This window comes from Type-C symbiont of Plautia stali (genome assembly GCF_059730935.1).
Genome location: NZ_AP035923.1, coordinates 2,525,090 through 2,539,730, shown reverse-complemented (window position 1 = coordinate 2,539,730; position 14,641 = coordinate 2,525,090). Strand labels below are relative to the sequence as shown.

Below are 14,641 nucleotides of genomic sequence, written 5' to 3'. Positions count from 1 at the left end.
GCCCGCGCAATCGCACTGATGACTGCCAGCCCGGTTAACGGGAAAAAGGAACCGAGATGTCCAGCATAATTAACTCCGCGATGAGCGGGCTGAGCGCCGCACAGGCCGCATTAAGCACCACCAGTAACAACATCAGTAATTACACCGTGGCCGGTTATTCGCGCCAGACGATTTTGCTGTCGCAGGCCAACAGTACGCTGCAGGGCAGCAACTATTATGGCAACGGCGTCAACGTGACCGGCGTGCAGCGTGAATACGATGAGTTTATTACCGCCCAGTTGCGCGGTAACAGCGCCAACTACAGCGCGGTCAATTCACAGTACAACCAGATTTCGAATATTGATGATCTGCTGTCGACGTCGACCACCAGCCTGTCTGACTCGATTCAGAGCTTTTTCACTAACGTGCAGAACGTGGTGAGTAACGCGGACGATCCTTCTGCGCGTCAGTCTATGCTGAGCTATGCGCAGGGACTGGTTAACCAGTTCCAGACCACCGCACAGTATCTGACCAGCATGCAAAACAGCGTCAATACGGACATCAAAGCCAGCGTCGAGCAGATCAACACCTACTCCAGCCAGATTGCCGATCTCAACACGCAGATCGCTAAGCTGACCACCGGCGGCGGCTCTGCGCCTAACGACCTGCTTGATCAGCGCGATCAGCTGGTTAATAACCTGAATGGCCTGGTCGGCGTGAACGTGTCGCAGCAGGACGGTAACTATATCGTCTCGATGGGCAACACCACGCTGGTCAACGGCAGCAAAACCACCTCGCTGATCGCCATGCCTTCCAGCAGCGATGCGTCGCGCATTACCGTGGGCTATGTCGATAAGCAGGCCGGTAACGTTGAGATCCCGGAAAAAACGCTGACCACCGGTTCGCTCGGGGGCCTGCTGGCGTTCCGTACCCAGGATTTGGATAACGCGCAGAACCAGCTCGGACAGCTGGCAGCGGCATTTACCACCAGCTTCAACCAGGTGCACAGCCAGGGCTATGACAGCAAAGGCAACACCGGCATCAACTTCTTCAATATTGGTAGCCCGACAGTGGTGACCAACAGCAAAAACACCTCTGCCGCTACCGTCAGTGCCAGCTGGACCGATACCGGGGCGATGAAAGCCTCTAACTACAGCGTCAGCTATGACGGCAGTAACTGGTCGGTGACGCGTCTTTCGGACAACGTGAAAGTGACGCCGACCATGGGCAGCGACGGTGCCGGCAATACCACCATGAGCTTTGACGGACTGTCATTAACGGTAAATGGAACGGCTAACGCCAAAGACAGCTTCCTGGTCAAACCGGTGCAGGATGTGATTAGCGGCATGTCAGTGGCTATCACCAGTGAATCGCAGATCGCGGCAGCTTCGGCTGCGGGTGGCGCCAGCGATAACCGTAACGCGCAAAAGCTGCTGGACCTGCAGGATGCCAAACTGATTAACGGTAACGCCACGCTGGCGCAAGGTTATGCCAGCCTGGTGAGCACCGTCGGCAACAAAACCAAAAACCTCGAAACCGCCGCCACCACCCAGAAGGGCGTGGTGACGCAGCTGACTGAACGTCAGCAGTCGGTTTCTGGCGTAAACCTCGACGAAGAGTACGCCAACCTGAGCAAATATCAGCAATTTTACATGGCGAACGCGCAGGTACTGCAAACCGCCAATACCATTTTCGATGCTCTGATGAGCATTCGCGGTTAATACGGGAGGCCTGACCGATGAGACTCAGTACCAATATGATTTTCGACCAGCAGGTGCGCGGCGTCACTGACGCGCAATCCTCCTGGCTGAAAGCGGGTGAACAACTGTCAACCGGTCGCCGCGTGACCAATCCGTCTGACGATCCGATCGCCGCTTCGCGCGCCGTGGTGCTGTCGCAGACGCAGGCGCGCGACAGCCAGTTCGCGCTGGCGCGTTCGTTCGCGAATCAGGGCCTGTCGCTGGAAGAGAGCACGCTGAGTGATGTCACGACGGCGATTCAGTCGGCGCAATCCACGCTGATCAGCGCCGGTAACGGCTCGCTGAGTGACGATGACCGCGCCTCTTATGCTACCCAGCTGGAGGGCATTCGCTCGCAGCTGCTCAACCTGGCCAACAGCAAAGACGGGAACGGCCGCTACCTGTTTGCCGGCTATGCGTCCGACAAGCCGCCGTTCACTGAAGATGCCAGCGGTAAAATCATCTATAGCGGTGGCAGCGACGCGATCACTCAGAAAGTCGACAGCGAACGCACCATGACGGTGGGCCATACCGGTAATTCAATTTTTGACCAGCTGACCAGCAACGCCAAGCCGGAGCCGGATGGCAGCCCCAGCCAGACTAACCTGTTCGATATGCTGGATGACGCCATTGCAGCGCTGAAAGTGCCGCAGAATGACGCTGACGATGCCACTAAACAGACCTTCAGCGCGGCGATGGACAAGGCCAACCGTGGCTTCAGCAACTCGCTGAACAACGTGCTGGCGGTGCGTTCTGAGATTGGTACCCAGCTGGACGAACTGGATACGCTGGATGCAAAAGGTGACGACCGCAAGGTGACGCTGAAAGATCAGATGAGCACGCTGGTTAACGTCGATTACACCGAAGCCATTTCTACCTATACCATGCAGCAGCAGCTGCTGCAGGCGTCGTACACTACCTTCAGCGATATGTCGAAGATGTCGCTGTTCCAGATGAATAAATAAACCTGACTGTTTGAGCGTACTTAAACCGGGTACGCTTAGTTTTTCCCACTGCCTGCGAGGGCCGTGGGATTTTTTTTGGCTTGTAATCAGGGTGTTTAGTCAGGTGGGAGGGGAGAATGCGGGCAATAAAAAACCCCGGACCAGCCGGGGTTTGGAGACGGTAGTGCTATAGCAGAGGCTTACGCGCTTTCCGGACGGGTAGCCGGTGCGGTAGCCTGATGCGTGGCGCTATGACCACCGGCTGAACCGCGTCCTTCGAAGTTGAAGGCCGGACGGACCCAGTCACTGTGGCGCACGGGCTCAGGTTCCCATGCCGGTGCCGGTGCTTTGGTCATCGGCGCCGTAGCGTGATGCTTAAAGCGGGTCTCAGCATGGCTGACCCCGGTATCACGGGCGGCAACCGGTGCGTGCGGTTCGGTGACCGGCGCGACAGGTGCTTCGGCCGCTACCGGCGCGGACAGCACTTCTTCTACCTGCGCTTCAACCGCGGGTGACACCTCGATCGGAGCCTGTTCCGCTGCGCTAACCGCTTCGGTAACCACTTCGGTAACCAATGGCGGCGTCTCTTCGGCAGGCGTAACAGCCGGTTGCGCTTCTGCTGCGGTTTCCTGTGCAACTGCTTCATCGGCTGCGGAAATCACTGCTGGCTGGTGATCAACCGGTGCCGCCACTGGCGTCAGGTCATCAGTATTCACCACCGGCACTTCAGTGTGCGCCTGCGGTTCAGCCTGATGCACCACTTCTGGCGCTGGCGTTTCTGGCTGTGCCACGGCAGCGGCTTCGACAGCCACAGGCAGTTCTTCCGCCGGCGCGGCATCCTGATAGCCATAGTCTGGCATTTCGTTCAGCGCCTGGTTAGAGGTGAAGTGCTCGTGAGTCTGCGTGACCGGATAAGTGATCCACACTTTGCCTGACGCCATCTCTGGTGAGGCAGCTGCTGTTTCCAGCGGCATCGCAGACTGCGTAGGGTAACGCTCGTCACGATAGCGACGACGACGCTGACCGCTGACGCGCAGATGACGCGGTGAGCGACGTGAACGGCGCGGCATGTTGGCCCCGTCACGGTTCTCGCTGTCATCCTGCTCATCCTGAGCGATTTCAACTTGCTCTTTCAGCTGGGCGCGCTGGCTGTTTTCCTGCACCGCTTCAGTAACGGCAGCGGCAGGCAGCTCAGCAGGCATCGCGTCAGCGTTGTCACCTACGCGCACGCGCTGACTGAGCTGGCGCTGTTTGCGACGCGGCATAACCTGAACGCGTTCGTCTTCCTGCGCAACGCTGTCATCAACGCTATCAACAACAGGCACCTGCTCAGCAACTTGCGGTTCCTGCTGCGCACGCTTCTCTTCCTGACGACGACGCTGGCGCTCAGCACGCTGTTCGCGACGCTGTTGCTGCTGCTCATCACGCTGCTGCAGTTGCTCTTCAGTCAGCGCCGGACGCTCACCGCGCGCGTCATTCTGACGCTTGTTACGGCGGTTATCCTGATCGCGTGGCTCGCGGGCTTCACGAGGCTCACGGGGTTCACGCGGCTCGCGCGCTTCACGTGGCTCACGGCCTTCACGGCTCTGCGCATGCTCACCGTTACGCGGCGTGCGCTCGCGGCGATTGTTGTTGTTGCGGCGATTGTTACGACGCTCACCACGCTGCTGCGTATTCTCACCGTCAGCCGTTTTCGCTTCGGTCTTCTCTTCAGCAGGGGCTGTGGCGGGGGCATCACCAGCAAACAGTTTTTTCAGGCCACCCAGCAGGCGCGCAACAAAACCGGTGCTGACGGTCGCGGGTGCTGCGACCGCCGGTTTGGCTTTGACGTCAACCGCTGCCGGCTGGCTCTGTTCACTTACTTCAACCGGAGCCGGTGGTGCATCTGGCATCACGAAGGCGGCCAGTGCTGGCTGCTCCGGACGACGACGCTCAGCGTGCTCTTCTTCCGAAGGCAGCGCCATCTCAGCTTCATGCAGTTTCGGCAGGTGATAGGAGAGGGTTTGCGTCTCTTCACCTTTGCGCACGCGCAGCACCGAGTAGTGCGGCGTTTCCATCTGATCGTTTGGCACGATGATGGCACGCACGCCGCCCTGACGTTTCTCAATCGCACTGACCGCTTCACGTTTTTCGTTCAGCAGGTAAGAGGCCACCTGAACCGGCACAATGGCGTGCACTTCTTTGGTGTTGTCTTTCAGCGCTTCTTCTTCAATCAGACGCAGGATCGACAGCGACAGCGATTCGTTATCACGAATGGTGCCGGTGCCGCTACAGCGCGGGCAGACGTGATGGCTGGACTCACCCAGTGACGGGCTGAGGCGCTGACGCGACATCTCCAGCAGACCAAAGCGTGAAATGTGGCTGATCTGGATACGCGCCCGATCCTGACGTACCGCTTCACGCAGACGGTTTTCCACGGCGCGCTGATGGCGCACAGGCGTCATATCGATGAAGTCGATAACAATCAGACCACCGAGGTCGCGCAGACGCAGCTGACGGGCAATCTCGTCGGCGGCTTCCAGGTTAGTGTTGAAGGCGGTCTCTTCGATATCACCACCGCGTGTAGCGCGGGCGGAGTTGATATCAATGGCGGTCAGCGCTTCGGTGCTGTCGATAACGATAGAACCGCCGGACGGCAGGCGCACTTCGCGCTGGAACGCCGATTCAATCTGCGATTCGATCTGGTAATGGCTGAACAGCGGAATTTCACCGGTGTACAGCTTGATTTTGCTGCTGAAGTCCGGACGACCGAGCGCGGCGATGTGCTGACGCGCCAGCTCCAGCACTTTCGGGTTATCGATAAGGATTTCACCGATATCCTGACGCAGGTAGTCGCGGAAGGCGCGCACAATCACGTTACTTTCCTGATGAATCAGGAACGGTGCCGGGCGGCTGTCTGCGGCTTTTTTGATGGCTTCCCAGTGCTTCAGACGGAAGCTGAGGTCCCACTGCAGCGATTCGGCAGATTTGCCGACGCCAGCGGTACGCACGATCAGGCCCATGCCGTCCGGCAGCTCCAGCGCTGACAGCGCCTCTTTCAGCTCGGTACGGTCGTCACCTTCGATACGGCGGGAAATGCCGCCAGCGCGCGGGTTGTTGGGCATCAGCACCAGATAGCTACCGGCCAGCGAAATAAAGGTGGTCAGTGCTGCCCCTTTATTACCGCGCTCCTCTTTATCGATTTGTACGATCACTTCCTGGCCTTCACGCAGCACATCTTTGATGTTCGGACGGCCATGCGCGTTGTAATTAGCAGGGAAGTATTCGCGGGAAATTTCTTTCAGAGGGAGGAAACCGTGACGCTCGGCACCGTAATCAACAAACGCAGCTTCGAGGCTGGGTTCAATACGTGTGATTTTACCTTTGTAGATGTTGGCTTTTTTCTGCTCGTGTCCGGGGCTTTCGATATCCAGATCGTACAGACGTTGTCCGTCAACAAGGGCAACGCGCAACTCCTCCTGCTGAGTTGCGTTGATTAACATTCTTTTCATCGTGACTTACTCGTTATTCTCACATGAGTGATAAAGCTGCGGGCATCGTTACCCTGGACGAGAATCAACCGATGGCCCCGTGTCTGCATGCACTGACGTCAACCTCACGGTTGTCGGCGGCTAAAGGGGCGCAAATCTTGTCGGTGGCCTGTTTTTCATAAGGAAAACCAGCGCCTGAAGGTGGAAGTGCTACAGAGTATTCAAAAATCCACACATCCCAGTCTGTCGTCCAGGCCGCAACCCGCAGCCCGCTAAGTGCCTGATTAAACATCACGTCTTACGCCATTGCTGCGTGTCCGTTTCATCCGGCAAAATACCTTAATTTCGCTCTTTTTCCTGCCTGACTCTTTCCAGGACAGAAACCTCTGCATTATTCCATTGCTTAGCAACTTATAGCAAGGCGACTTTTACCGAGCTGTGAAGTTTGTTCATCCTTAACCTGTTCATTTGCAGGGGTAATCATCGCATCGTTGAAAAAGCCAGCATTCTGGCCGCGTAACGCGGCGATAAAGTCAGAGTTAAGCACAGAAAAAGGGGTGGCGCTATCCGGGGACACTATTTAGAATCGCCGCCATGAAAACAGAGAATCCCGGCGTACAATTTGTCGCCATCACGGCTGAAAATGCCGGTCAACGCATTGATAACTTTTTGCGCACCCAGCTGAAAGGGGTGCCGAAAAGCATGATTTACCGCATCCTGCGTAAAGGCGAGGTGCGGGTGAATAAGAAGCGCGTAAAACCTGAATATAAGCTGGAAGACGGCGACGAAGTGCGCGTGCCGCCGGTGCGCGTGGCCGAGCGTGAAGAGCAGGCAGTGTCGCCCAAACTGGATAAAGTAGCGGCGCTGGAGTCGTGCATTCTGTATGAAGACGATTATCTGCTGGTGCTGAACAAACCGTCCGGCACCGCGGTGCACGGCGGCAGCGGGCTGAGCTTCGGCGTGATTGAAGGGCTGCGCGCGCTGCGCCCGGAGGCGCGTTTCCTTGAACTGGTGCACCGTCTCGATCGTGACACGTCTGGCATTTTGCTGGTGGCGAAGAAGCGCTCGGCGCTGCGTTCGCTGCACGAGCAGCTGCGTGAGAAGGGCATGCAGAAGGATTATCTGGCGCTGGTGCGCGGCGACTGGCCATCGCACCTGAAAGTGGTGCAGGCCCCGCTGCTGAAAAACATTCTGCAAAGCGGCGAGCGCGTGGTGCGGGTCAGCGCCGAGGGCAAGCCGTCAGAAACGCGCTTTAAAGTTGAAGAACGTTTTGGCCTGGCGACATTAGTTAAAGCCAGTCCGGTGACCGGACGCACGCATCAGATTCGCGTGCATACCCTGCATGGCGGGCACCCGATTGCCTTTGACGATCGCTATGGCGATCGCGAATTCGATCGCCAGCTGGCATCAACCGGTCTGGCGCGGCTGTTCCTGCATGCTGCCGCGCTGACGTTTACCCATCCCAACACCGGCGAAAGCCTGCGTATGGAAGCGCCGCTGGATAAGGCTCTGAAGCACTGCCTGTCCCAGCTGCGCCAGCAGAAAAAAGCCTGAGAGCGTGGCATCAGCCCAGCGGATTGATGCCCGCCTGCCTTAACAGGCCATTCAGCGCGATCAGCGGTAAGCCAATCAGGCTATTGGGATCGCGCCCCTCCAGCCGTTCGAACAGACAAATCCCCAGTCCCTCACTTTTGAAACTGCCGGCGCACTGCAGCGGCTGCTCCAGCTCGACGTAGCGCGCGATCTCTGCCGCGCTCAGTTGCCGAAAATGCACGGTAAAGGGTTCACACAGTACATGCTGCTGCGCGCTGGCGGGGTGAATCAGCGCCAGACCGGTATAAAAGGTGATGGCTTTACCGCTCGCCAGCGCCAGCTGCTGACAGGCGTTCTCTGCGGTATGCGGCTTGCCGGCGATGCGACCGTCCAGTACACAGACCTGATCGGACCCAATGATCCAGCGCGCAGGATAGCGCGCGGCCAGCGCCTGCGCTTTGGCAATGGCCAGCCGCTGCACAAGCTGCGGCGCGGCTTCTCCCGGCAGCGGCGTTTCATCGCTTTCAGGGGCGGCAGTGATAAACGGCAGGCCGAGCTTGCGCAGCAGCGCCTGACGGAACGGAGAGGTTGAGGCTAAAACCAGCGGTGTCATCATTTTTTTGCAGAAGTGATAGCGTAAAGATGACAGGCATTTTAAACTATGCGCCGCACTGGATGCGACTAACGGGTGAAAGATGCTGTAAACCGGCCTTTTTCTTTGACTCTATGACGTTACAAAGTTAATATGCGCGCCCTATGCAAAAGGTAAAATTACCCCTGACGCTCGATCCGGTCCGCGCCGCGCAAAAACGCCTGGATTATCACGGTGTTTACGCACCTGAATTGGTGGCGCGCCTGGCCGAAACGGTCGTGAGTGTGGACAGTGATGTGGAATGTGCCATGTCGTTTGCGGTTGACAACCAGCGCCTCGCGGTTCTGCAAGGAACAGCCGATGTGCAGGTAACGTTGTTATGTCAACGCTGCAACCAACCGTTCCCGCATGCTGTGCACGTAAGCTATTGCTTCAGTCCTGTCTCTTCTGATGAGCAGGCCGAGGCACTGCCGGAAGCCTACGAGCCGGTCGATGTCAACGATTTCGGTGAAATCGACCTGCTGGCGGTGATCGAAGATGAACTCATCCTCGCGCTGCCGGTCGTTCCGGTGCATGATTCTGAACACTGTGAAGTGTCCGACGCGGACATGGTCTTTGGCCAGCTGCCTGAAGAGGCGGAAAAACCAAACCCATTTGCCGTATTAGCCAGTTTAAAGCGTAAGTAATAGGAGTAAGGTCCATGGCCGTACAACAGAATAAACCAACCCGTTCTAAGCGTGGTATGCGTCGTTCGCACGATGCGCTGACCACTACCACTCTGTCAGTAGATAAAGTTTCTGGTGAAACTCATCTGCGTCACCATATCACTGCGGATGGTTACTACCGCGGTCGCAAGGTTATCACCAAGTAATTCTTTGCGGTTACGCAAGGCGATACCTTGACACGTTTGACCCTGGCAGTTGATGCCATGGGCGGGGACTTCGGTCCCTGCGTGACAGTGCCTGCAGCCTTGCAGGCACTGGCCTCTCATTCGCAGCTGGTTCTTCTTCTGGTCGGCGATCCCGACATCATCTCGTCATTTCTTGCCAAAGCGGATTCCTCGTTACTGGGGCGTGTGCAGGTAATCCCTGCCGAATCGGTTATTGCAAGTGATGCCAAACCCTCGCAGGCGATTCGTAACAGCCGCGGCAGCTCCATGCGCGTGGCATTAGAGCTGGTGAAAGAGGGGAAAGCGCAGGCGTGCGTCAGTGCCGGCAATACTGGTGCGCTGATGGGCCTGGCAAAATTATTACTGAAGCCGCTGGATGGCATTGAGCGTCCGGCGTTGATGACCGTGCTGCCGCATCAGCAGCACGGCAAAACGGTGGTGCTGGATCTGGGCGCTAACGTCGATTCCGACAGTGAAATGCTGGTGCAGTTTGCTGTGATGGGTGCGGTGATGGCGGAAGAGGTGCTGGAAATCAGCCAGCCGCGCGTCGCGCTGCTCAACATCGGTCAGGAAGAGACGAAGGGGCTGGAGACGATCCGCGCCGCATCGGCGGTGCTGCGGGCCTCGCCGCAGATCAACTATATTGGTTACCTTGAGGGGAACGATCTCCTCACCGGCAAGACGGATGTGCTGGTCTGTGATGGCTTCGTGGGTAATGTCACGTTGAAGACCATGGAAGGCGTGGTAAGAATGTTTCTTTCTCTGCTCAAATCGTCAGGTGAAGGAAAAAAACGGGCCTGGTGGCTGAAATGGCTGGGACGCTGGATCCAAAAGCGTCTGGCTAAACGTTTCGGTCATCTCAACCCCGACCAGTACAATGGCGCTTGTCTGTTAGGATTGCGCGGGACAGTGATCAAGAGCCACGGCGCGGCGAATCAACGCGCGTTTGCCGTGGCGATAGAACAGGCAGAGCAGGCGGTGCGCAAGCAAGTTCCCGAGAGAATTGCCGCGCGCCTTGACGCTGTATTAGCCAGGAGTGACAAAGCGTAGATGTTTACCAAAATTATCGGTACGGGCAGCTATTTGCCTGAGCAGGTTCGCAGCAACGCGGACCTGGAAAAAATGGTGGAGACTTCGGACGAGTGGATTGTCACCCGGACCGGTATTCGTGAACGTCGCATTGCGGCACCGGATGAAACGGTAGCCAGCATGGGCTTCACCGCTGCCCAGCGTGCGCTGGAGATGGCGGGCGTGGCAGCCAGCGACGTTGGCCTGATCATCGTGGCAACCACCTCGTCCAGCCACGCCTTCCCGAGCTCAGCGTGCATGATTCAGCAGATGCTGGAAATCAACGACTGCGCCGCCTTCGATCTCGCGGCCGCCTGTGCCGGCTTTACCTATGCACTGAGCGTGGCCGATCAATACATCAAAAACGGTGCGGTGAAGCACGCGCTGGTGATTGGCGCGGATGTGCTGGCACGCACCCTCGATCCTGACGATCGCGGCACCATCATCCTGTTTGGTGATGGCGCGGGTGCCGTGGTGCTCGGCGCTAGCGAAGAAGCGGGCATTCTCTCCACGCATCTGCATGCCGATGGCCGCTACGGTAAGCTGCTGACGCTGCCGTACCAGGATCGCGCGCATCAGGATGAGCCGGCTTACCTCACCATGGCCGGCAACGAAGTGTTTAAGGTCGCGGTCACTGAGCTGGCGCATATCGTCGATGAAACGCTGCAGGCGAATAATCTCGATCGTGAACAGCTTGACTGGCTGGTGCCGCATCAGGCCAACCTGCGCATTATCAGCGCCACCGCCAAAAAGCTCGGTATGGGCATGGATAAAGTGGTGGTGACGCTGGATCGACACGGCAACACCTCGGCAGCGTCGGTGCCAAGCGCGCTGGACGAAGCGGTACGTGATGGCCGCATCAAGCCCGGACACCTGATTTTGCTCGAGGCCTTTGGTGGCGGTTTCACCTGGGGCTCGGCGCTGGTTCGCTTTTGATTGACAGGAACGCAAGATGACGCAAATTGCTTTTGTTTTCCCGGGACAGGGATCGCAGACCGTCGGCATGCTGGCCGATCTGGCAGCGGAAAATCCACAGGTTGAAGCCACTTTCCGTGAAGCTTCTGACGCGCTGGGTTACGATTTATGGCAGCTGGTCCAGCAGGGCCCGGCTGAAGAGCTGAATAAAACCTGGCAGACCCAGCCGGCGCTGCTGGCAGCCTCGGTCGCGATTTATCGCGTCTGGCAGAGCAAAAATGGCGCGCAGCCCGAGCTGATGGCCGGACACAGCCTCGGTGAATACTCTGCGCTGGTGTGTGCGGGCGTGCTGAATTTTGCTGACGCCATCAAGCTGGTTGAACTGCGCGGTAAACTGATGCAGGAAGCGGTGCCGGAAGGTACGGGCGCCATGCAGGCGATTATCGGTCTCGACGACGCGGCAATTCGCAAAGCTTGTGAAGAGAGCGCGCAGGGCCAGGTAGTTTCGCCGGTCAACTTCAACTCGCCGGGTCAGGTAGTTATCGCCGGCAATAAAGAAGCGGTTGAACGTGCTGGTGCCGCCTGTAAAGCGGCCGGCGCCAAGCGCGCGCTGCCGCTGCCGGTCAGCGTGCCGTCACACTGCGCGCTGATGAAACCTGCGGCGGATAAGCTGGCGGTGGCGCTGGAAAGCGTGATCTTCAATGCGCCGTCGGTACCGGTGGTCAATAACGTTGACGTTAAGTGCGAAAGCGACGCCGCGGCGATTCGCAGCGCGCTGGTGCGTCAGCTGTACAGCCCGGTGCGCTGGACTGAGGCGGTTGAGTTTATCGCTGCGCAGGGCGTGACTGAACTGCTGGAAATCGGTCCGGGTAAAGTGCTGACCGGTCTGACCAAACGAATTGTGGACAGCCTGACGGCTGCAGCGGTGAACGATCCATCGTCACTGGCTGCGGCGCTTGGCCAGGAATAAGAGGAAAATCATGAGCTTTGAAGGTAAAGTAGCGCTGGTGACCGGCGCCAGCCGCGGTATCGGACGTGCCATCGCGGAAACGCTGGCGGCACGCGGTGCAAAAGTGGTGGGTACTGCCACCAGCGAAAGCGGCGCGGAAGCCATCAGTGCTTACCTCGGCGACAAGGGCAAAGGTCTGCTGCTGAACGTGACCGATGCGGCCTCTATTGAGAGCGTGCTCGAGAAAGTTCGCGCCGAATTTGGCGAAGTTGACATTTTGGTCAATAATGCAGGCATTACGCGTGACAATCTGCTGATGCGCATGAAAGACGATGAGTGGGCGGATATCCTCGATACCAACCTGACATCGGTGTTCCGCCTGTCGAAGGCGGTCATGCGTGCCATGATGAAAAAGCGCGTGGGCCGTATCATTACCATCGGTTCGGTAGTTGGAACCATGGGTAACGCGGGTCAGGCAAACTATGCGGCAGCAAAAGCAGGTTTGATTGGCTTTAGCAAATCACTGGCGCGAGAAGTTGCGTCACGTGGCATTACCGTAAACGTCGTGGCTCCGGGCTTTATTGAGACGGACATGACGCGTGCACTGAACGAAGATCAGCGCTCGGGCATTCTGGCAGAAGTGCCGGCAGGTCGTTTAGGCGACCCGCAGGAGATTGCCAATGCTGTTGCATTCTTAGCCTCTGACGAAGCCGCCTACATCACGGGTGAGACGCTGCACGTCAATGGCGGCATGTACATGGTCTGATAATCACGAAATCATTTGCATTATCTGCGGTAAACACCGCAGAATAACGCAAAATCGTGGTTCGACCAGCCGGGATTTTGTTGCATCTTTTTCAACATTTTATACACTACGAAAACCATCGCGAAAGCGAGTTTTGATAGGAAATTAAATAGTATGAGCGATATCGAACAACGCGTTAAGAAAATCGTAGCTGAGCAGCTGGGCGTTAAAGAAGACGAAGTGGTTAACGGCGCTTCTTTCGTTGAAGACCTGGGTGCAGATTCTCTTGACACCGTTGAGCTGGTAATGGCTCTGGAAGAAGAGTTTGATACTGAAATTCCAGACGAAGAAGCTGAGAAAATCACTACCGTTCAGGCAGCGATCGACTATATCAATAACCATAAAGGTTAATGAATATCTTCAGGCGGTCATTCGACCGCCTGAGTTTTATGTTTGCCCCACATAGCGTCATTATTTCCCTCCCTGGAGGACGAACGTGTCTAAGCGTCGTGTAGTTGTGACCGGTCTTGGCATGTTGTCTCCTGTCGGCAATACCGTAGAGTCTACCTGGCGTGCTCTCCTTGCCGGTCAGAGCGGCATTAACCTGATCGACCATTTTGATACCAGTGCCTACGCAACGCGTTTTGCGGGTCTGGTCAAAGATTTTAATTGCGATGAATACATCTCGCGCAAAGATCAACGCAAGATGGATGACTTCATCCAGTACGGCGTTGTGGCCGGTATTCAGGCTATGGCGGACTCCGGTCTGGTCGTAACTGATGAGAATGCCGGACGTATCGGTGCGGCTATCGGTTCCGGCATCGGCGGTCTGGGTTTGATCGAAGATAACCATACCTCGCTGGTCAATGGCGGTCCGCGCAAAATCAGTCCATTCTTCGTGCCTTCAACCATCGTTAACATGGTCGCTGGCCACCTGACCATCATGTACGGCCTGAAAGGTCCGAGCATCTCGATTGCGACCGCCTGTACCTCCGGCGTGCACAATATTGGTCATGCGGCGCGCATCATCGCGTATAACGACGCGGATGTGATGCTGGCCGGCGGTGCTGAGAAAGCCAGTACGCCACTGGGCGTAGGCGGTTTCGGCGCGGCGCGTGCGCTCTCTACCCGTAACGATAATCCGCAGGCGGCGAGCCGTCCGTGGGATAAAGATCGTGACGGTTTCGTGCTGGGCGACGGTGCCGGTATCGTGGTGCTGGAAGAGTACGAACACGCGAAAAAACGCGGTGCGAAGATTTATGCGGAAATCGTTGGTTTCGGCATGAGCAGCGATGCTTACCACATGACATCACCACCGGAAGACGGTTCAGGTGCAGCCGCAGCGATGGTTAACGCGCTGCGTGACGCGCAATTGGATCCGGCGCAGATTGGCTATGTTAACGCGCACGGCACCTCAACGCCGGCCGGTGACAAAGCAGAAGCGCAGGCGGTGAAGTCAGTGTTTGGTGCGTCAGCGCACAGCGTGATGGTCAGCTCGACCAAGTCGATGACCGGTCACCTGCTGGGTGCGGCGGGCGCGGTAGAAGCGATTTATTCGATTCTGGCGCTGCGCGACCAGGCGGTTCCGCCCACCATCAACCTCGACAATCTTGACGAAGGTTGCGATCTGGACTTCGTGCCGCACACGGCGCGCCAGGTCAGCGGACTGGAGTACACGCTGTGTAACTCCTTTGGATTCGGCGGCACCAACGGCTCGCTGATCTTCCGCAAGGTATAAGCGCTATCCAGCCGAACAGAGGCCCGCAATGCGGGCCTTTTTTATATTTTGTCACGCAGTGGCGTGGAATGTTACGCGCC

13 protein-coding genes are annotated in these 14,641 nt (G+C 57.4%); 11 read left to right on the top strand and 2 right to left on the bottom strand.

Features of this window, described 5'->3' with window-relative positions; all coding sequences use genetic code 11:
- Positions 1–56: 56 nt before the first annotated feature.
- Together flgK and flgL are read left to right on the top strand one after the other, a co-directional pair.
- Positions 57–1,700 carry a flagellar hook-associated protein FlgK gene (gene flgK / locus AC6I7J_RS11965; protein ID WP_021506414.1) on the top strand — a complete coding sequence of 548 codons (1,644 nt, stop codon included), beginning with the start codon at positions 57–59 and terminating at the stop codon, positions 1,698–1,700.
- A gap of 17 nt (positions 1,701–1,717) precedes the next feature.
- Positions 1,718–2,683 (top strand): flagellar hook-associated protein FlgL, encoded by a 966-nt coding sequence (flgL, locus tag AC6I7J_RS11960; protein ID WP_058775424.1) that lies wholly within the window; start codon positions 1,718–1,720, stop codon positions 2,681–2,683.
- A 179-nt stretch (positions 2,684–2,862) separates the two neighbouring features.
- Here flgL and rne read toward each other — a convergent pair whose 3' ends face one another.
- Positions 2,863–6,153, bottom strand: a complete 3,291-nt coding sequence (gene rne / locus AC6I7J_RS11955) for a ribonuclease E (RefSeq protein WP_498005768.1) — start codon at positions 6,151–6,153, stop codon at positions 2,863–2,865.
- Positions 6,154–6,726: 573 nt separating this feature from the next.
- Here rne and rluC point away from each other — a divergent pair.
- Positions 6,727–7,686 (top strand): 23S rRNA pseudouridine(955/2504/2580) synthase RluC, encoded by a 960-nt coding sequence (rluC, locus tag AC6I7J_RS11950; RefSeq protein WP_125309362.1) that lies wholly within the window; start codon positions 6,727–6,729, stop codon positions 7,684–7,686.
- A 10-nt stretch (positions 7,687–7,696) separates the two neighbouring features.
- Here the strand turns inward: rluC and AC6I7J_RS11945 are convergent, their stop codons facing one another.
- Complete coding sequence (locus AC6I7J_RS11945; protein WP_498007230.1) at positions 7,697–8,278, bottom strand: Maf family protein; 582 nt, start codon at positions 8,276–8,278, stop codon at positions 7,697–7,699.
- Between the two features lie 143 nt (positions 8,279–8,421).
- Between AC6I7J_RS11945 and yceD the strand changes: the two genes are divergently transcribed.
- The 8 genes from yceD to fabF all read left to right on the top strand — a co-directional run bounded on the left by yceD (position 8,422) and on the right by fabF (position 14,561).
- The gene (gene yceD, locus AC6I7J_RS11940) at positions 8,422–8,943 is read left to right on the top strand and encodes a 23S rRNA accumulation protein YceD (RefSeq protein ID WP_058759469.1); all 522 of its coding nucleotides are present in this window, start codon (positions 8,422–8,424) and stop codon (positions 8,941–8,943) included.
- A gap of 14 nt (positions 8,944–8,957) precedes the next feature.
- Entirely contained in the window at positions 8,958–9,128 is a 171-nt protein-coding gene (rpmF, locus tag AC6I7J_RS11935; RefSeq protein ID WP_016192161.1) for a 50S ribosomal protein L32, read from the top strand.
- A 27-nt stretch (positions 9,129–9,155) separates the two neighbouring features.
- A complete protein-coding gene (gene plsX, locus AC6I7J_RS11930) occupies positions 9,156–10,196 on the top strand; it encodes a phosphate acyltransferase PlsX (protein WP_058759470.1) in 1,041 nt (346 codons plus the stop codon).
- Positions 10,197–11,150, top strand: coding sequence for a beta-ketoacyl-ACP synthase III (locus AC6I7J_RS11925; protein ID WP_021506407.1), 954 nt, complete (start codon positions 10,197–10,199; stop codon positions 11,148–11,150).
- Positions 11,151–11,166: 16 nt separating this feature from the next.
- Positions 11,167–12,099, top strand: coding sequence for an ACP S-malonyltransferase (gene fabD, locus AC6I7J_RS11920; RefSeq protein WP_498005765.1), 933 nt, complete (start codon positions 11,167–11,169; stop codon positions 12,097–12,099).
- Positions 12,100–12,109: 10 nt separating this feature from the next.
- Entirely contained in the window at positions 12,110–12,844 is a 735-nt protein-coding gene (gene fabG / locus AC6I7J_RS11915) for a 3-oxoacyl-ACP reductase FabG (protein ID WP_021506405.1), read from the top strand.
- 153 nt (positions 12,845–12,997) lie between these two features.
- Positions 12,998–13,234, top strand: coding sequence for an acyl carrier protein (gene acpP / locus AC6I7J_RS11910; protein ID WP_010617251.1), 237 nt, complete (start codon positions 12,998–13,000; stop codon positions 13,232–13,234).
- Between the two features lie 85 nt (positions 13,235–13,319).
- Complete coding sequence (gene fabF / locus AC6I7J_RS11905; RefSeq protein WP_498005763.1) at positions 13,320–14,561, top strand: beta-ketoacyl-ACP synthase II; 1,242 nt, start codon at positions 13,320–13,322, stop codon at positions 14,559–14,561.
- The last annotated feature ends 80 nt before the right edge of the window (positions 14,562–14,641 follow it).